Annotated in this window: 20 protein-coding genes; 5 read left to right on the forward strand and 15 right to left on the reverse strand. The window is 47.9% G+C overall.

The features are described from left to right. Nucleotides 1-21: 21 nt before the first annotated feature. Together Y79_RS0113985 and Y79_RS0113990 are read right to left on the reverse strand one after the other, a co-directional pair. Nucleotides 22-588 (reverse strand): hypothetical protein, encoded by a 567-nt coding sequence (locus tag Y79_RS0113985; protein WP_016938249.1) that lies wholly within the window; start codon nt 586-588, stop codon nt 22-24. A gap of 82 nt (nt 589-670) precedes the next feature. Next, on the reverse strand, nt 671-1,405 hold the full coding sequence (locus Y79_RS0113990) for a lipase family protein (RefSeq protein ID WP_016938250.1): 735 nt from the start codon (nt 1,403-1,405) through the stop codon (nt 671-673). A gap of 261 nt (nt 1,406-1,666) precedes the next feature. Between Y79_RS0113990 and Y79_RS0113995 the strand changes: the two genes are divergently transcribed. After that, entirely contained in the window at nt 1,667-1,852 is a 186-nt protein-coding gene (locus Y79_RS0113995) for a YjzD family protein (protein ID WP_016938251.1), read from the forward strand. Nucleotides 1,853-1,888: 36 nt separating this feature from the next. On the opposite strand, the gene Y79_RS0114000 is transcribed toward Y79_RS0113995, so the two are convergent. The 10 genes from Y79_RS0114000 to Y79_RS0114045 all read right to left on the reverse strand — a co-directional run bounded on the left by Y79_RS0114000 (nt 1,889) and on the right by Y79_RS0114045 (nt 13,650). Next, nucleotides 1,889-2,068 (reverse strand): YjzC family protein, encoded by a 180-nt coding sequence (locus Y79_RS0114000; protein ID WP_016938252.1) that lies wholly within the window; start codon nt 2,066-2,068, stop codon nt 1,889-1,891. A 76-nt stretch (nt 2,069-2,144) separates the two neighbouring features. Further along, the gene (argF, locus tag Y79_RS0114005) at nt 2,145-3,116 is read right to left on the reverse strand and encodes an ornithine carbamoyltransferase (protein WP_016938253.1); all 972 of its coding nucleotides are present in this window, start codon (nt 3,114-3,116) and stop codon (nt 2,145-2,147) included. Then, complete coding sequence (locus Y79_RS0114010) at nt 3,104-6,199, reverse strand: carbamoyl phosphate synthase large subunit (protein WP_016938254.1); 3,096 nt, start codon at nt 6,197-6,199, stop codon at nt 3,104-3,106. Before Y79_RS0114010 ends, argF begins: the two co-directional genes overlap by 13 nt. Then, nucleotides 6,192-7,250: a carbamoyl phosphate synthase small subunit gene (locus tag Y79_RS0114015; protein ID WP_016938255.1), complete on the reverse strand. Its 1,059-nt coding sequence runs from the start codon at nt 7,248-7,250 to the stop codon at nt 6,192-6,194. The genes Y79_RS0114010 and Y79_RS0114015 overlap by 8 nt, the downstream gene beginning before the upstream one ends. Nucleotides 7,251-7,319: 69 nt before the next feature. Next, complete coding sequence (locus Y79_RS0114020; RefSeq protein ID WP_016938256.1) at nt 7,320-8,477, reverse strand: acetylornithine transaminase; 1,158 nt, start codon at nt 8,475-8,477, stop codon at nt 7,320-7,322. After that, nucleotides 8,474-9,250 (reverse strand): acetylglutamate kinase, encoded by a 777-nt coding sequence (argB, locus tag Y79_RS0114025; RefSeq protein ID WP_016938257.1) that lies wholly within the window; start codon nt 9,248-9,250, stop codon nt 8,474-8,476. Before argB ends, Y79_RS0114020 begins: the two co-directional genes overlap by 4 nt. 14 nt (nt 9,251-9,264) lie before the next feature. Continuing rightward, nucleotides 9,265-10,482, reverse strand: coding sequence for a bifunctional ornithine acetyltransferase/N-acetylglutamate synthase (argJ, locus tag Y79_RS0114030; protein ID WP_016938258.1), 1,218 nt, complete (start codon nt 10,480-10,482; stop codon nt 9,265-9,267). Nucleotides 10,483-10,504: 22 nt separating this feature from the next. Further along, nucleotides 10,505-11,542, reverse strand: coding sequence for an N-acetyl-gamma-glutamyl-phosphate reductase (gene argC / locus Y79_RS0114035; RefSeq protein WP_016938259.1), 1,038 nt, complete (start codon nt 11,540-11,542; stop codon nt 10,505-10,507). Between the two features lie 132 nt (nt 11,543-11,674). Next, a complete protein-coding gene (locus Y79_RS0114040; RefSeq protein ID WP_016938260.1) occupies nt 11,675-12,217 on the reverse strand; it encodes an MFS transporter in 543 nt (180 codons plus the stop codon). Next, nucleotides 12,214-13,650, reverse strand: a complete 1,437-nt coding sequence (locus Y79_RS0114045) for an FAD-binding oxidoreductase (RefSeq protein WP_016938261.1) — start codon at nt 13,648-13,650, stop codon at nt 12,214-12,216. The genes Y79_RS0114040 and Y79_RS0114045 overlap by 4 nt, the downstream gene beginning before the upstream one ends. 214 nt (nt 13,651-13,864) lie before the next feature. Between Y79_RS0114045 and fosM the strand changes: the two genes are divergently transcribed. Continuing rightward, the gene (fosM, locus tag Y79_RS0114050; RefSeq protein ID WP_016938262.1) at nt 13,865-14,287 is read left to right on the forward strand and encodes a FosM family fosfomycin resistance protein; all 423 of its coding nucleotides are present in this window, start codon (nt 13,865-13,867) and stop codon (nt 14,285-14,287) included. Nucleotides 14,288-14,360: 73 nt separating this feature from the next. Here fosM and Y79_RS0114055 read toward each other — a convergent pair whose 3' ends face one another. Beyond that, a complete protein-coding gene (locus tag Y79_RS0114055) occupies nt 14,361-14,669 on the reverse strand; it encodes a metal-sulfur cluster assembly factor (RefSeq protein WP_003155088.1) in 309 nt (102 codons plus the stop codon). 62 nt (nt 14,670-14,731) lie between these two features. Beyond that, nucleotides 14,732-15,499, reverse strand: coding sequence for a prolyl oligopeptidase family serine peptidase (locus Y79_RS0114060; RefSeq protein WP_016938263.1), 768 nt, complete (start codon nt 15,497-15,499; stop codon nt 14,732-14,734). A 120-nt stretch (nt 15,500-15,619) separates the two neighbouring features. On the opposite strand from Y79_RS0114060, the gene Y79_RS0114065 reads away from it, so the two are divergent. From Y79_RS0114065 to Y79_RS0114075, 3 genes are all read left to right on the forward strand, one after another. Then, complete coding sequence (locus Y79_RS0114065) at nt 15,620-16,432, forward strand: Cof-type HAD-IIB family hydrolase (RefSeq protein WP_016938264.1); 813 nt, start codon at nt 15,620-15,622, stop codon at nt 16,430-16,432. Nucleotides 16,433-16,517: 85 nt separating this feature from the next. Continuing rightward, the gene (locus tag Y79_RS1000000121525; protein ID WP_016938265.1) at nt 16,518-16,667 is read left to right on the forward strand and encodes a hypothetical protein; all 150 of its coding nucleotides are present in this window, start codon (nt 16,518-16,520) and stop codon (nt 16,665-16,667) included. Next, entirely contained in the window at nt 16,667-16,864 is a 198-nt protein-coding gene (locus tag Y79_RS0114075) for a DUF3813 domain-containing protein (RefSeq protein WP_013351795.1), read from the forward strand. The genes Y79_RS1000000121525 and Y79_RS0114075 overlap by 1 nt, the downstream gene beginning before the upstream one ends. 36 nt (nt 16,865-16,900) lie before the next feature. On the opposite strand, the gene Y79_RS0114080 is transcribed toward Y79_RS0114075, so the two are convergent. Beyond that, nucleotides 16,901-17,362, reverse strand: coding sequence for a BsuPI-related putative proteinase inhibitor (locus Y79_RS0114080; RefSeq protein ID WP_016938266.1), 462 nt, complete (start codon nt 17,360-17,362; stop codon nt 16,901-16,903).

Raw genomic sequence — 17,362 nt, forward strand, 5'->3', positions numbered from 1 at the left:
ACATAACATGGAAGGTATTTCTTAAAAATTGTCGAATGTTGATGAAAATTGTCTTTTCCACTCTTGAATTTTTTCTTCCGCTTCTGTTTTTTGCGTTTTTTCTATTATTTCCAGGGTAATAACCTGATTTTCGTCCTCTGTGCCGTCCGCCTGAAGCTTATTCATCAGACCGCAGACTGCGTCTTCTAAAAAGACCCTGCTTTCGCCATCTTCTTTCGCTTCCGTCCACGGGCCGTAAAGCGGCGGAAGAATAATCGTTTTAACCGTGTCCCACTGGCCGTTTTTTTCCCAGTCTCCGTGATCCTCGTTGTAAACAATCCAATATAAAGGCTCCGTTCTGTCTTCAGGCAGACATCCGCTCCCGTATTGAACGCAGATTCGATCGTATTCCTTATCACCGATTTCATCTATGATTTGAAAAAGCCCGTTTCTCCCGAGCCACATTAAACGTTCTTCTAAATACAGCTGCCTCGTTTTGTCCTCCGGCTCATCCAAAATGACATCAACATGCACACCTTCATCCATCATCCGTTCGCATAATGAAAGGCCGAGAAATTCATCTGCTCCAATGATCAGCGCTGTCTTCATCATATATGCCGCCTTTCCGGTTTTTCATTCACGCACAAGCCAAACAGCCCTCTGAAAAGAGATGGCTGTTGTATACTATTCACTACAGGTCTTTTTCATGACTGCGGAAAAAGCGGCAGATGGCTCTGTACATCCGCGCCGGATTCTCAAGCATGTGATATGTGATATCAGTCTTGCATCCGGTCTTTTCCCGGGCTTCTTTATATGCGTTCGCATGCAGGGTATACGGATACGGCGCTCCGGTCGTTCTTTGCCATATATGTACCGGCACGCTGGTGCGGCAGCCGGTGATGGTCTGATAGGTCAGCGAGCTTGCCTCTTTTTCAGAAACACCGAAGCTTTGAGCCGTTTCTCTCAGAAACTGCTTATAAAAAAACTTATTTTCTTTCTCTGATTCAAAATGGGCTTGAAGGTCAAGACAAGGATCTAACATTGCTGCTGAACGGATATGCTCCGGCGAAGATTGCAGCAATTGATCGGCGATGAGAGCGCCCATGCCTTCTGCAAGCAAGTGTATCTTCGGGTTGAGGGTTTCTTGTTTCAGCACATAATGAATCAGCTGCCTGGCGTAAGCGGCGGCTTTTTCCGATCCCCAGTGCCTGCCGTATAAATTGCTGTTGAAGATTGTATAACCTCTGTCACGCAGCGTATTTAACAGATGGTTCCTCCCTTCATGTTCGAGCCAAAAGCTTGAATCCCCGCTGACAAAGTGAGTTCTGTCCCCAAGAATAAAGATACAGAAGCCGTTCGGCCGATACGGCAGATGGATGACGTTCAGCTCAGATCCGAGTTGGAAAAATCTTTCCGTTATCCCCATGCCTTTCCGCCTCCTTTTACTCCTAGTTTCTCTATTGGCTATCATATGTAAGAAGAATGAAAACGGATCAGTTAAACCCCTAGTTGCTTCTATGTTTTGGCTATTATACCGGTGCGGAGACCGTATTTTCTGTCAGACGGCCGGACAGGCGGGAAAAAGTCAGTTTTAGGGCGGGGCTTTTTGATGCGAAATTGACCTTCCGCCCGCGCCTTATGTATGGTATGATACAACGTAGAATAAAATGAAGGACGAGGTGGAAACGTGCGGTTAGTTATCGGTTTTATTTGGACGTTCCTTTTAACACATATGGCCTGTTATTTGATCGCCTCCATGAACAGCGCGGCATACAACTTCAAGCAATCATCAGTTATCGCCGTGGTTATCGCGGTGCTTGTGTTTGTTCTTGCGGAAGTCATGCCTGTCAAACAGGATGCAAGCCAGCATTAATTAAAAAAACCTGCTATTCAGCAGGTTTTTTTGTGTTCACGGTTTTCGTTGATATGTCCATAATCTGTTGTGATTTGAAGTCTCAGGAAACATTTCTCCCGCTGTAAGCTTGATTTTTTGCGGATTTTTGACCATACTTCCCGTTTCGCCGATTTCAACGTACACACCGTTATTCGGCGCTTTTTGTCCCGGTCGGAATTGATGCTGCTGTCCCACGTCATTTCCTCCTTTTTCTTTTTCATGTAGTATGCGCTTGTATACGGGAAAATATTAAAAAACCGCTGAATGAGGCTCAGCGGTTTTTTTGTTCATCCTGTTTGTAAAGAAGAGCTTTCAAGAGCGCTTTTTGCGCGTGAAGCCGGTTTTCCGCCTGCTGGAATACCGCAGAGTTCGGGCCGTCAATTATCTCGGACGTGACCTCTTCCTCCCGATGCGCGGGCAGACAGTGCAAAAAGGTATAGTCAGGTTTGGCGAGACTGACGAGTGAGGCGTTGACTTGGTACGGGGCAAACACGTTCAGCCGCTGCTGCATCTCTTCTTCCTGCCCCATGCTCGTAAAGACGTCGGAGTAAATCACGTCTGCATCCCGCACCGCTTCCTGCGGATTTTCGGTAAGGATGATCTCCGCTCCGGAAACAGCCCCAGCTTCTTTTGCGGCATTTACCGCCTCTTCCTCTACTTCATAGCCTTTCGGGGAAGCAATCGCAATGTCACAGCCCATTTTTGCGCATCCGATCATAAGTGAATGCGCCACATTATTTCCGTCACCGATATAGGCGACTTTTACACCTTTCAGTTTTCCTTTTATTTCTTGTATCGTTAACAGATCCGCGAGTGCCTGACACGGGTGGTACCGGTCGGTCAGCCCGTTTATGACGGGAATGTGTGCATGCTCGGCAAGTTCTTCGACTTTTTCATGCTCAAATGTGCGGATCATAATGGCATCAACGAATCCGGACAGCACCTTCGCCGTATCCGCGACCGTCTCTCCCCGTCCAAGCTGCAGGTCGCTGCTTGAAAGAAATAGTCCTGTTCCTCCGAGCTGAGCCATGCCCGCTTCAAAGGATACACGCGTGCGGGTTGAAGATTTTTCAAAAATCATCGCCAATGTTTTTCCTTGAAAAATCGGCTGTATCGGATGCTGTTTTAATAATGAAGCTTCTGTCAGAAGCCCGTTAATGTCAGAAGGGCTGAAATCCTTCAAGGAAAGAAAATCTTTGCCGTACAAATGGGTTAATGTATGTTCCGCTTTTACTGTGTGCATGATGCCACATCCTTTTGATAAAGATCTTTAAGCGATACAGGCTGAGGTCTGCCGGAGCCGCTTGCTAAAAATGCCTTTGCGGTTTCCGGTTCAGTAAAGACCGTCACGCCGTGCGTCATGGCTTCAATCCGCTGTTTACGCGCTTCTTCAGAATGATTGAAATTAATATGGACCGCTTTATCCTTCCGATCCGCCCAGGCCTGAAAAGAGTCTTTGCACACGGTGAATCCCGCAGCTTGAGCCTGCCGTGCCAGTTCCTCATCTCCGCCTTCCAGATAGACGCTTCCTTTTTTCTCCCAGACTTGCGCATAGATTTTTTTCAGGGCGCTTTCTGCGTCAAAGGCGACACACATCCCTTCTCCTGTCGACTTCATTTCCGGTCCCGGCTTTACGTCAACATCCTGAATGGCGTGAGAAGAAAATACCGGGAATTTCACAGCCGTTCCATGCTGATTTTGAACCTCGGGCTTGAGGTCTTTAAGGGAAGCTCCGGCCAGCAGTCTGGCGGCAAGCGGGATCATCGGCACTCCCATCACCTTAGACACGACAGGAACCGTGCGGCTTGCCCGCGGATTCACTTCAAGAACGAGAATATCCCCTTTGTCATCAATGACAAACTGAATGTTCATAATGCCTTTGAAACCAAGTTTTACCGCAATTTTTTCGGCAGCCTTTTTTATATCCCGCTGCATATCAAGTGTGACGGACGGACCCGGCAGAATCGCAAAACTGTCGCCCGAATGGACGCCGGCCCGTTCAATGTGTTCTGTGTAAGTCGGAACGAATACTTCATGTCCGTCGGAAATCAGATCGATCTCCAATTCTTTTCCTGTAATGTACTGGTCGATCAAAATCGGATACGGCATGCCCGCTTCTTTTTCCAGCAGGTCTGACAGCTGCGCTTCTGAATCCACGATGATCATGCCCATCCCCCCGATGACATAAGACGGACGGATCAGCACGGGATACCCGATGCGGCTTGCTTTTTCCGCGGCTTCTTCTTTCGTATAAGCCGTTTCCCCTTCGGCATGTTTCAGATCAAGCTCATCAAGCAGCCGATAAAACAGATCCCGATCCTCCAGCGCATCCAGGGTTCTAAAGGATGTTCCGAGCAGCTGAACACCCGCTTTTTCCAGTGATTCAGCGGCATTGATAGCGGTCTGTCCCCCAAACTGGACGATGGCAAAATCAATGTTTTCATGTTCCGCCACGTTTAAAATATGCTCTGATGTCAGCGGTTCAAAATAGAGCCTGTCGGCAATTTCGTAATCGGTGCTTACCGTTTCCGGATTGTTATTGATCATAATCGTTTCATAGCCCAGCTTTTGCAGGGTCAGGACGCCGTGGACTGCGCTGTAGTCAAATTCCACTCCCTGACCGATACGGATCGGGCCTGATCCTATAATGAGCGCCCGTTTTTTCTCTTTTCGGCTGATATCTCCGTCGCTTTCTCCGAGATAGGTGGAGTAGAAATAATTTGTCTTGGCATCAAATTCAGCGGCGCATGTATCTACGATTTTAAACGACGGGACGATATCTGCTTTCTTTCTGAGAGCGCGGATGTCTTCTTCCGTTTTTCCCGTAAGAGACGCGATCATGACGTCCGTGAAGCCTTTTACCTTCGCCTGCTTTAAAAGCGGGACAGACAGATGATCTCCTTCTTCCATCAGCTTGTTTTCCAATGTGATGATATTTCGGAATACATGAAGGAAAAACGGGTCAATTTTCGTTTTAGAATGAATGTTTTCTATCGTTACACCGCGGCTTAACAGTTCCATGACGACGAAGAATCTCCGGTCATCCGGCGTTACCGCTAAGTCCCACAGCTGATTGACCGTAAAGCCGCCGAGTTCAGGAAGGCGGGTGCCGATCGTTTTCAGCTCAAGGGAGGCCGCCGCTTTTTGAATGGCCGCTTCCATATTTCTTTCGATCGCCATGACCTCTCCCGTCGCTTTCATCTTCGTTCCGAGCGTGCGGTCGGCATGTTTAAATTTATCAAACGGCCAACGCGGGAACTTGACGATGACATAATCCAGCGCCGGTTCAAAGCTTGCATAAGTAGAGCCCGTCAGCGGATTTTTCAGTTCATCAAGCGTATAGCCGACGGCAAGTTTCGCCGCCATTTTGGCAATCGGATAGCCGGTCGCTTTTGATGCGAGAGCTGAAGAGCGGCTGACACGCGGGTTCACTTCAATGACATAGTACTGTTTGCTGAACGGGTCCAGCGCAAATTGAATGTTGCAGCCGCCGACCACATCAAGCGCTGAAATAATCGCCAAACTTGCAGAACGGAGCATCTGATATTCTTCATCCGTTAACGTCTGGGACGGCGCGACTACGATCGAGTCTCCTGTATGCACGCCGACGGGATCAATGTTTTCCATGTTGCAGACGGTGATGCATGTATGATTTCTGTCACGCATGACCTCATATTCGATTTCTTTAAAACCGGCGATGCTTTTTTCGACGAGGCATTGGCTGATCGGGCTTGCCAACAGCGCCTGTTTAATCAGCGTTTGAAACGCTTCTTTCGTTTTCGCGATTCCGCCTCCCTTTCCGCCTAACGTATACGCCGGTCTCAGAATAACCGGAAATCCGATAGACTCAGCGAAGCGGAGGGCATCTTCTTCGTTGTCGACGATTTCGCTTTCCGGAACGGGCTGGTCGAGCTCCTTCATCAGGGCCCGGAACCGCTCGCGGTCTTCGCCTTTTTGAATGGTCTCCACTGATGTTCCTAAAAGCTTAACGTGATGCTTCTTCAGCACGCCTGCTTCTTCAAGCTTAACAGCTAAATTCAATGCCGTCTGGCCACCCAAATTGGCAAGGAGGCCGTCCGGTTTTTCTTTTTCAATGATGGCTTCGATGCTTTCGGTCGTGAGCGGTTCAAAATAAATTTCATCAGCAAACGCCTCATCCGTCATAATTGTTGCCGGATTGTTGTTGACGAGAATAACACGGTATCCTTCTTCTTTCAGAGCCATGCATCCCTGCGTTCCTGAATAATCAAATTCAGCCGCCTGGCCGATGATGATCGGGCCTGAGCCGATGACTAATATGCTGGAAATGGTTGTATCTTTAGGCATGAGCGATTTCTCTCCTTGCTGGTATCACTTTCTCTAGAAATTCATCAAATATCCACTCGCTCTCAGCCGGTCCGGGATGAGCTTCAGGGTGGAACTGTACGCTTATTACGGGAAGGCGGTTGTGAATGAGTCCTTCCACTGATGTGTCATTGACATGATGGAATCTGATCGACAGCTCATTTTGGTCAATTGATGCTTCATCGACGACGTAGCTGTGGTTCTGGCTTGTCATAAACACCCGTTTCGTTTTCCGGTCAATAACGGGATGGTTGGCTCCCCTGTGCCCGAACGGCAGTTTATACGTATTCCCTCCGAAAGCGAGGGCAATCAGCTGATGTCCGAGACAAATGCCGAGTGCGGGGAAAGCATTCAGTAAAGCCTTAATCCGGTCCATGTACGGAGCAATCGCTTTCGGGTCCCCAGGTCCGTTTGAAAGCACGATTCCGTCAGGCCGAATATCATAAACGGCGTTCATCTGGTGATACGGAACGACTGTTACTTTACAGCCGCGCTTTACAAGCGACGAAGCGATTGATCTTTTATAACCGAAATCAATCAGCGCAATATGCCGGTCTCCGTCCCCCATAGAGGTGATCTCTTCGGCCTGCGCCAGCTCAGCCGGGTTTTCTGTTCCGGATGCCGCCGGAACTTCTCCTGTTGTTGACACGGCAGCATTCATCGTGCCGCCGGAGCGGATGGTTTTGACGACGGCCCGTGTGTCCACTTCGGTTAAAAGCGGGATGTTCCATTTATTTAAATACTCTCTCAAACTTGAGACTGCTTCATGGTGAGAAAAATGTTCACACGCTTCATACACGACAACGGCCTTGACTTGAGGAATCTTACTCTCAAGGTCTTTTTCATTAATTCCGTAGTTTCCGATCAGCGGATACGTAAAAACAATGATCTGGCCCTTATATGACGGGTCCGTAAGCACTTCCTGATAACCCGTCATTCCGGTGAAAAAAACCGCTTCGCCAACACAGCATGCTTCTTTTTCAAGATCACCGCCGAATGATGTTCCGTCTTCCAATACTAAATAGCCTTTCATCTAAAGCCCACCTCTTGATGAATAATTAATTAAAAACATGAATTTTTATACTCTTATAGCGAAAAAAAATTATCGTTTCACTGCGGTATGCGCTTCTATCGCTGCTTTCAGCATACTGACGGCCGAGAGCATTTCCTCTTCAGAAACCGTAAGCGGCGGGAGCAGCCTGATGACATTCGGTCCGGCCGGAAGCACAAGAAGTCCGCGTTCCTGCAGGTCTCCGATAATGCCGGAAACGGAACCTGCGCATTCAATGCCGATTAATAGCCCTTTTCCGCGGGTATCTTTTACAAAAGGCACTGTCAGCTCACTTTTCAGCCGGTCTTTTAAAAAAGAGCCTTTGCCGGCCGCAGCCTTGAGAAAGTCCGGCTGAAACACAATGTCCAAGGTTGCATTCACGGCTGCCATGGCAAGCTTATTGCCGCCGAACGTCGTACCATGCGTACCCGGCGTGAAGGCTTTGCCAAGCTTCTTTTTGCCGATCACGGCTCCGACGGGAAAACCGTTTCCAAGCCCTTTCGCAACGGTGATGATATCCGGAGAGATGCCGAAATGCTCATAGCCGAATGCTTTCCCCGTCCGGCCGATTCCGGTTTGAATCTCGTCTATGATAACCAGCGCCTGCCTGTCTTTGCAAAATGTCTGTAAGGCTTCGATGAATTCCGGGTCGGCGGGATGGACTCCCCCTTCTCCCTGCACCGTCTCAAGCATGACGGCGGCGATATCATCCTCTTTTGAAAGCGTGCTGAATGCTGACGGATCATTAAACGGAAGATAGTGAAATCCTTGGAGCATCGGTCCGAAACCGGCTTTGATTTTGTCTTGTCCGGTGGCGGCCATTCCCGCATATGTCCGTCCGTGAAAGGATTGCCGGAATGTCACGATTTTTGTTTTTCCCGTTGCTTTACGGGCAAGCTTAATGGCGCCTTCATTCGCTTCAGCCCCGCTGTTGCAGAAGAAAACAAGGTCCCCCGCGCTATGTTCGGCAAGCTTTGCCGCGGCTTTTTCCTGAAGGTCATTTTCAAATAGATTGGAAACGTGCCATACGCTGTCAAGCTGTTCTTTGACCGCTTCTGTCACCGCATCATGACAATGGCCGAGATTGGAAACGGCGATGCCCTGAATAAAATCCAGATACGTTTTTCCGTTTTCATCCTCTGCGATTGTCCCTTTCGCTTTTTTGATATCAATAGGCCAGCGGCTGTAGGTTTGAAATAAACTGCTCATGACACGCTCTCCTTTTCCTTGACGATTTTTGTCCCTTGGAAGGCTTGATCGGTGAAAAACGCTCCTTTTCCGTTTACAATCATGACTTCCGCGACATCTTCACTCAGTGCCGATAATGCCGACTTCACCTTCGGAATCATCCCTCCCGAAATGACGCCGCCATCGATGAGGGTCTGAATCTCCCGCGGCGTCAACGTCTCCAGCCGATTCTCTCCATCCATAATTCCTTCGACATCCGTGACAAATAAAAGTTTATCGGCTTGTAAGGCTGAAGCGACAGCCGAAGCCGCTGCGTCTGCGTTGACGTTCAGCGTTTCGAAATCACTTGTCATGGAAAGCGGAGCGATAACGGGAATGATGCCTTCTTTCATTAGTGCTTGAATAATGGACGGATCGGTTTTTTGGATTTCACCGACTTCTCCGTATTTGTCTTGATCAAGATAGGATGCTTGAAGGAGACCGCCGTCCTTTCCTGAGATTCCCGCAGCTTTCAGCCCGTTTTTCGCGAGTTCGGTTACGAAAAATTTATTGACCGTTCCAGACAAGACCATTTCGGCTGTTTCCAGCACCGGTTTGGTCGTTTTCCGCTGCCCATCGACAAATTCCGTTTCAATTTGCAATGTTTTCAGCATTTGTGAAATTTCCGGACCGCCGCCATGCACGACGGCAATATTCCAGCCCGATTGCATAAGCTCTTTTACATTTTGAAAAAAAGCGGCGGATAACTCGCGGATCACGCTGCCGCCGCACTTAAAAACAATGGTTTTCTTCATGCCGCTCCCCTTTGTTATGTGCGATAGCTCGCATTGATTTTGATATAGTCATAGGTTAAGTCACAGCCCCATGCCCGGCCGCTGCCGGCGCCTTCTTGCAGGCGGACTGCGATCGTAATTTCATCACCTGATAAGTACTCCTTGGCGTCAGTCTCTGAAAACGGCTGAGGTTCGTTATGTTTAAACAGACACTGACCGCCGAGGAAAACTTCCACTTGTTCGGCCGTTACGCTTGCCGCACTGTGACCGATTGCGCCGACGATGCGACCCCAGTTGGCATCAGTGCCGTAAACGGCGGTTTTCACAAGGCTTGAACCGACGATTTTTTTGGCGATGATATTCGCTTCAAGATTATTTTTCGCGCCTTCGACTTTGGCTTCAATTAATTTCGTCGCTCCTTCACCGTCTCTGGCAATATCTTTGGCAAGGTCTTCGCATACAAGCTTCAGCCCCTTTTTAAAAGCCGGCCAGTCGGAATGCTGCTCCGTCAGGCAATCATTCCCGGCGCAGCCATTCGCCATCACGAGCACCATGTCATTCGTCGATGTTTCTCCGTCAACGGTGATTTGGTTAAATGAAACATCCGTGATCTCTCTGAGCGCGTTTTTAAGCGCCTGCTCTTCCACGGCCGCATCCGTTGTGACAAAGCCGAGCATTGTCGCCATGTTGGGGTGGATCATGCCGGAGCCTTTCGCCGCTCCGCCGATCGTGATGATGTCTCCGCCGATCACCAGTTCATAACACGTCTGTTTCGTCACTGTATCCGTCGTCAAAATGGCTTCTTCAAAAGCTCCGGACACTGCAGGCGCTTGACCGAGCTGCTCAATGCCCGCCTGAATTTTTTCCATGTCTAACAGCTCGCCGATCACCCCGGTTGATGAAACCGCAACAAGCTCCGGCTCAATCCCGAGCTGGCTTGCGAATCCGTCCCGCATTTCATAAGCGTCCTTTAAACCTTGGTCTCCCGTACAGGCGTTGGCAATCGCGCTGTTGACAATAACAGCCTGAAGCACGGCCTCTTTTTTCAAGCTCTCTTGCGTCACTTTCAAGGGTGCTGCCTGAAAATGGCTCTGCGTATATACCGCTGCACTGACTGCAGGCGTCTCGCTGATAATCGCCCCGAGATCTTTTTTTGAATAGCGCAGCCCGCAGTGGACGCCCTTTGCCTCAAACCCTTTCGGCGAAGATACGCCGCCTTTGATTTTCGTGATTTTCTCACTCAGCTGAATCATATTTTTGAATCCCTCTTTCGTTCTATGGATAGACTGGCGTCATCATAAGTCCCGTTTCTTCCTGCCAGCCATTCATGATATTTAAATTTTGAACCGCCTGCCCGGCGGCGCCTTTCATCAGATTATCTATGACAGAAACGATGGTCACGCGATTTGTTCGTTCATCCACAGTGACACTGATGTCACAAAAGTTGCTGCCGTACACTTCCTTCGTCGCCGGGAATTCACCCTCCGGCCTGATTCTGACAAAATATGAATCTTTGTAAAATTCGGAATAAAAATCTCTTAATTGTGCAGAAGACATTCCCGGAGGGGCGTCGGTATACATCGTCGCCATAATGCCCCTTGTCATCGGCGCCAAATGAGCGGAAAACGTGATCGGACCTGTGCCGGGCTGCCATGCCGCCAATTGCTGTTCAATTTCCGGAGTGTGCTGATGCTCATTAACCTTATAAATTTTGAAATTATCATTCAGCTCAGAATAATGAGTGCCCATGGAAGCTTTTCGGCCGGCGCCGGATACGCCTGTCTTCGCATCAACAATCAGAAATGAATCTTGTAAAAGCTTATTTTTCGCCAGCGGAGCGAGCCCGAGAAGCACAGCCGTCGGAAAACACCCCGGATTGGCAATCAGCTTTGCATTCTGAATTTCTTCTTTTTGCAGTTCGGCTAAACCGTAAACCGCGTTTTGAATCGTTTCTTTCGGAGCGGCCTGCCGCTTATACCAAATTTCATACACGGCCGGGTTTTGAATCCGCAGATCGCCGGAAAGATCAATGACCGGAATGCCCGCCTCCGCCAGCTTCGGCGACCACTCTCCGGAAACGCCGGGCGGCGCGGCTATGAACATCACATCAATTTCGTTGCGGATCGTTTCTATATGAAGCGGCTGAAGTGATTGCGGCGCTATATTTCTCAAATGCGGATATGAAGCATCATATGCCTTTCCTTCATCGCTCGATGAATATAATATACAATTATCTGTATAAGGGTGATGGTTAAGAATCCTGACAAGTTCGGCGCCTCCATAGCCAGTTGCGCCTATAATACCAATTTTCAACGGGTTCACCTTCTTGGTTTTTGTGAAATTATTTAACATTATAACATGAATAAAAATTAATTCAATTGTATATTTAATATTTTTTATTCATTTTCCATCTGTTTTTGCCGACAAAAAAACAGGCTGATTCAATCAGCCTGTTTTCTTCAGCATCATCAGCCCGCTTATAAAAAACAGCACAGAGCTTGCATAAAAAATAATGTGAACCGTAAAGAAGTCAGCGAGAAAGCCGCCCAGAATGATGGCGGCAGCGGAAAATACGGCCGTCCAAAAATGATAGCTGCCGACTTTTTTCCCCCGCTCCCCGCCGTCGGTATAATCGGCGATCACTATTTTTTCGCCGTGTTTTTGCATGGCGCCGAACAGGCCCAAAAGCACCTGCACAACATAAACCTGGTGCACGCCGGTGATGTGCGGGAGCGTCAGGAGAAGCACCGCCATGCCCCACGAATTCGCCATAAGGAACCAGCGGGGATCAAGTCTTGCCGACAGCCGGCCGAGCAGCGGATGGATCAAAGCGCCGCTCAGGCCGAACAAGCCGTATGACAAACCGAATTGCGTGTAGCTGGAACCGATGTTTTTAATAAATAAAATATAAAAAGGAAAGATCAGGCTGCCGGCAAAAAAGACACTGCTCTGAGACAGGATCAGCCATTTTAAATGATTGTGTTTCATGATTTGTACCTCTGATAAAAATAATTCATAAACAAGTCATCCGGATCATACTTGCGCTTTTTCTGAAAGAACATGTCGGTCTTCGGATACGCATCACGCATCTGCTCTTTCGTTTGGTACAGCATATACGGCAGATAATAGCTGCCGCCGTGGCGCAATGCCGTGTCCGTCATTTTTCTGACGATCCGCGCCGCACTCGCCTGGCTGTCTTTTGAAAACCCTTCATTGATTAATAGAACGAGCGAAAACATATCATCCTTTGCATATGACAGGTCGGCTTTTTCATTTTTTTGCACGTAGCGGATCGTAATATTTACGAGATTGAGATCTTCGTGTGACAGCGCCGTGCGCAAATCATGAATGTACGGCGCAAATTCGCCGACAGGCACGAAGTATTCCTGAAGCACGTCGGTGTTGTCTGTGTTTTCATACTCCAAAAATTTCGATTCTGACCTCATGACATTATTCCTTGAGATTTTCACGCCGTTTTGGCTGAGAAAATAAGACTGCTGGGCCGACCAGAGCCAATTTCTTCCCCAGTCATACCGGCGGGAGAGACCGAGCGCGAATTTCGTCAGCGCCGGATGCTCATCTTCTTTCAGTTCATTGTGCTGCTTTAATTCAGTCTGATTGTCTGAGAGCGTGTAATCAGTCACATACATATCGTGCAAAAAGCCTTTATCCCCTGTAGCGATCCGCGCAAGATGCATGCGCACGGCAGGATTGTGCTGTACATGCCGGGTAAAATATTGACTGTATGTATCAGCGTTCATGCGTTTCGTTTTCATTTCGTATAGCTCATCTTCTGTCAGCTCAATATCTGCGTCAAGAATCACACCGAACAGGCCGTACCCGCCGATGACGGCTGAAAACAGGTCATCTTTCGGGTTGACCGTAACGATTTTGCCGTCCGCCTTTAAAAGATGAAACGATTTAACCGTATCAATCAGCGAGCCGTACCGGATATCCCGGCCGTGAGCGTTGGCGCTCAGTGAGCCGCCGATCGTAAAGATGTTTTGCGACTGCATGACCTTTACCGCAAGCCCGTACGGATTGACATACCGCTGAATATCATTCCACGTCGCCCCCGCCTGCACTCTGATGATTTTTTTCTTTCGGTCGAGACCGAGTATTTTGTTGTACCCCGTCATGTCGAGAACGATACCGTCTTCATAATACGTCTGGCCGCCCATTGAATGCTGGGCGCCTGCGATCGAGATCTTCAGATGCTTTCTCTTTGCTTCCTTAATCGTTTCGACCAAAGTTTCTTTCTCTTTTCCTTTGACCGTCTGCTTAATTTTCACCGGCATGAGACGGCTGACATCCGTCATTGTTTCCGCCTGCTGATGCCGCTCTTTGTGGAAGACAGAAACAGCGAACAGCGCCGTATAAACAAGGATGCTAAGGATAATGAGAAGTATTTTTTTCTTCATATGTTCCTCCCTCGCGTGCAGCTGGTCTATTATATCACGACTTCGCCCTCTTTTTTCCTTTTTATCCCGATACCGAAAAAAACCCCGAATGCTGGAACACTCGGAGTTTTTTAGTGATTTGTCCTTTTTTCCGCACGCCGGCCTGCTATGGCCAGCCGAAAATTTTTGGTATATCATCTTTATATATTATAAACATGTTAAATGAGGTGGGAACGTGAACATAAAAGGAATCAATCATCTTCTTTTTTCTGTTTCAAATTTGGAAAAATCCATAGAATTTTATGAAAAAGTATTTCATGCACAGCTCCTGGTTAAAGGGCAAAAAACAGCATATTTTGATCTGAATGGGCTTTGGCTTGCGCTGAACTTAGAGGCAGATATTCCAAGAAATGAAATACATAAATCCTACACACATACGGCTTTTTCAATTGATCCAAGCGATTTTGATGCAATACATCAAAGGTTAGAAAATCTAAATGTAAATATATTAAACGGACGGCCCAGAGATCAGCAGGATCAAAAATCAATTTATTTTACTGATCCCGATGGACATAAATTTGAATTCCATACAGGCACACTCCAAGACAGATTGTCTTATTACAAAAAAGATAAACCCCATATGACGTTTTATATATAAAGGTTTTATGCAGACAAAAGAAAAGCACCTCCAAACTTTAGGGTGTACCTAAAATCCGGGGTGCATTTTCTTATTACTGAATCCCTAATGCGATTTTCGCGTAGCGTGACATTTTGTCTCTCGTCCACGGCGGATTCCAGACGATGTGAACCTCGGTCTCTTTTACATCCGGAATGTCAGCGAGCGCTTTTTTCACCTCGTCGACGATGATCGGAGCGAGCGGGCACCCCATTGATGTCAGTGTCATTGTAACGTGCGTCAGGCCGTCGTCATCCATATCGACGTCGTATACGAGGCCGAGGTTGACGATATCGACGCCGAGCTCAGGGTCAACGACCTGCTCCAAGGCGCCCATGATGTTTTCTTTTAATGCTTCTTCCACGTTCCATCACTCCTTTTTCCTCAGTATAACGTAAAAACGGCTTTTGTTAACACCTTTGTGCTTTATAAATGCTTATCGAACCAGGCGACTGTTTCTAAAACGGCGTATCTCGGGACTTTATGATCAGCCCGTTCGTCTTTCAGAAACTGAAGATGCTCCGGCCGGCTGCTGTAATGCGGTTTAATTGACTCATAAAAGCCTCGGGTCGGTGCATACGGTACGACTTTGTCCTGAACGCCGTGCCAGAACAACAGCGGTCGGCTGCGGAGTTTTTCCGGCTCCAGACTGAGATCAAACGGTTTAAGCCGCGCAAACAGTTCATCGACTTGTTCTTTTGTGACGTCAATATCGATATTCTGCTTTTGAATGTGGTCAATCTGCTGCTGAAAAAACGCCGTGTAGTTCGGGCTTCCCATCAGACTGACCCCGGCTTTGACCCAATCATACGCAGCCATCGCGCCGAATGTCGTTATCCCGCCCATTGACGTGCCCGCAAGACCGATCCGCCCGTCTTCAATCAGACCGCGCGTTTCAAAATCCTTTTTCAGCACGTCAAGCTCCTCGATTTCATTTAATACAATGTCCCAAAAATGGACGGCGAGCTCTTCCGCTGACAGCTGTTCAGCGCGTTCACCGTGGTAAAGAGCTTCCGGCAGCACGGCTCTGAAGCCCTTTTCAGCAAGCAGGTAAGCGAAATGAAGATTATGTTCCTTCGCGCTTGTAAAACCGTGAATAAAGAAAACAAGGGGAGCGGGACGGTCCCGATTTTCTTCTTTTACAATATGTAAAAACGGAATGCCTGATACGGTTTGATGATCAATAAGAATCACGTTGACTCCCTCCTTAGGATAACCCTAATCATAAGTGTAACATGTAGACAATAAAGATGGTAAAAAGCTACACTGTACATAAGATAAAAACAGCAAATCATATGACAAAAGGAGTTATTTATGGAGACAAAACCTTATCTCATCGCCTTAGATCTGGATGGAACATTATTAAAAGATGATAAAACCATTTCCCCTGAAACGGCACGGACGATTCAGACGCTGAAAGAAGCGGGCCATCATGTCTGCATCTCAACCGGCCGCCCTTTCCGTTCCAGTTCGATGTATTATGACGAGCTTGGGCTGACAACACCGATTGTCAATTTTAACGGGGCTTTTGTCCACCATCCGAAAGACGAGTCATGGGGACGCTATCATACGTCTTTATCTGTCGATGTGGTCAGACAGCTTGCCGAACTTACAGAGACCTATCAAATACATAATGTGCTCGCTGAGGTCATTGATGATGTGTATTTTCATTATCATGATGAGCATTTAATCGAGGCGTTTCATATGAATACGGCGAATGTCACGTTCGGTGATCTGCGTGAAACGGTCAAAGAGGATGTGACGTCCGTATTGATTCACGCGAAGGAAGAGGACGTGGCGCACATACGCGCGCATTTATCCGATGTGCACGCCGAGGTCATTGACCACAGAAGATGGGCAGCTCCGTGGCATGTGATTGAAATTATTAAACACGGGATGAATAAAGCGGTCGGATTGAAGAAAATCAGCGACTATTACCAAGTGCCGAGAGAACGGATCATCGCGTTCGGCGACGAAGACAACGATCTTGAAATGCTCCGGTTCGCCGGGTGCGGCGTCGCGATGGGAAACGGCACAGATGAAGTCAAACAGGCTGCTGACCGCGTCACGGGTTCAAATGAAGCGGACGGAATCGCCGGGTTTTTAAAATCCTATTTCTCCCTATGAGATTTTCCCGCTCATAACCCGAAGCCTTCCGCCCATACTAAAACAGACGACTCATCTCGTCTAAATATGGAAGGGGGACATTGCAATGGGTAAACGAAACAAATCAAAACGGTTTATTCAGCAAGGCAAGGACTCTGTCAGTCTTCATGACGCAAGATTTCCATATCGGTCTACATTAGAGGAAGCACAGCATGATGCAGCAAAAGACGCAGCCGAAAGACAGGTTGACTTTTAATGAGAAACGAACTGTTCTCTCAAGCCAAGTCATTTGTCCAGCAGGCTGTCATGATTGCTAATGGTTTCGAAGACGGCGACCGGGAAAAAGCTGTCTCACGCGCCAAAAATGCCGTGTCTTCCGCGTACGCCAATTCGACGGATGCAGAACGTCAGCAGCTGCACCAATTTCAGGATCAGCTGGAGAAATTGCAATAAAAAAAGGCGCCCCGTCTGGACGAGGGCGCCGCTTTTTTATTTTACTTCAAATGTTTTTACCGTTTTCAGTCTTTTTCCGATCTGATCGGACTTTCCTAAAAACGTCACGGTGACCGTGTATGTCCCCGGTCCGGACGCGTTTTTCCACACATCTGAAAAGTCATACGTTTCATTCGGCATTAAGGTCATGGTCTGAAACGCCTGGGTAAACATTCTGTCTTTTGAATAACGGTACAGTTCTTTGTTCTGTTGATCATGTACGGTCAATTCGAATTTCTGCCCTGAGCTGAATGTGAAATCAATCGGACTTTCGCTTTTGTTTTTTAAAGACATTTGAAATTCGATCTGCTGATCCGTCTGCACAGGATTTACGGCTAATTCCGCTTGCTGTTCATTCATCTCTCCGGATACCTCCTCAGCGGGCTCCTTCTGCCCGGATTGACTGCTGCACCCGATCAGTAAAATGACCGGTAATAACAGGCCAAACAGCCACTTCAT

This window comes from Bacillus siamensis KCTC 13613, assembly GCF_000262045.1.
Lineage (GTDB): Bacteria > Bacillota > Bacilli > Bacillales > Bacillaceae > Bacillus > Bacillus siamensis.

Excerpts from the sequence above, each read along its gene's own strand:
- Y79_RS0114010 (WP_016938254.1), bottom strand. The coding sequence starts at position 6,199 with ATGCCTAAAGATACAACCATTTCCAGCATATTAGTCATCGGCTCAGGC.
- Y79_RS0114075 (WP_013351795.1), top strand. The coding sequence starts at position 16,667 with ATGAGAAACGAACTGTTCTCTCAAGCCAAGTCATTTGTCCAGCAGGCT.
- Y79_RS0114080 (WP_016938266.1), bottom strand. The coding sequence starts at position 17,362 with ATGAAGTGGCTGTTTGGCCTGTTATTACCGGTCATTTTACTGATCGGG.
- Y79_RS0114040 (WP_016938260.1), bottom strand. The coding sequence starts at position 12,217 with ATGAAACACAATCATTTAAAATGGCTGATCCTGTCTCAGAGCAGTGTC.
- Y79_RS0114045 (WP_016938261.1), bottom strand. The coding sequence starts at position 13,650 with ATGAAGAAAAAAATACTTCTCATTATCCTTAGCATCCTTGTTTATACG.
- argJ (WP_016938258.1), bottom strand. The coding sequence starts at position 10,482 with ATGATTCAGCTGAGTGAGAAAATCACGAAAATCAAAGGCGGCGTATCT.
- argB (WP_016938257.1), bottom strand. The coding sequence starts at position 9,250 with ATGAAGAAAACCATTGTTTTTAAGTGCGGCGGCAGCGTGATCCGCGAG.
- Y79_RS0114020 (WP_016938256.1), bottom strand. The coding sequence starts at position 8,477 with ATGAGCAGTTTATTTCAAACCTACAGCCGCTGGCCTATTGATATCAAA.
- Y79_RS0114065 (WP_016938264.1), top strand. The coding sequence starts at position 15,620 with ATGGAGACAAAACCTTATCTCATCGCCTTAGATCTGGATGGAACATTA.
- Y79_RS0114015 (WP_016938255.1), bottom strand. The coding sequence starts at position 7,250 with ATGAAAGGCTATTTAGTATTGGAAGACGGAACATCATTCGGCGGTGAT.
- Y79_RS0113985 (WP_016938249.1), bottom strand. The coding sequence starts at position 588 with ATGAAGACAGCGCTGATCATTGGAGCAGATGAATTTCTCGGCCTTTCA.
- Y79_RS1000000121525 (WP_016938265.1), top strand. The coding sequence starts at position 16,518 with ATGGGTAAACGAAACAAATCAAAACGGTTTATTCAGCAAGGCAAGGAC.
- argF (WP_016938253.1), bottom strand. The coding sequence starts at position 3,116 with ATGCACACAGTAAAAGCGGAACATACATTAACCCATTTGTACGGCAAA.
- Y79_RS0113990 (WP_016938250.1), bottom strand. The coding sequence starts at position 1,405 with ATGGGGATAACGGAAAGATTTTTCCAACTCGGATCTGAGCTGAACGTC.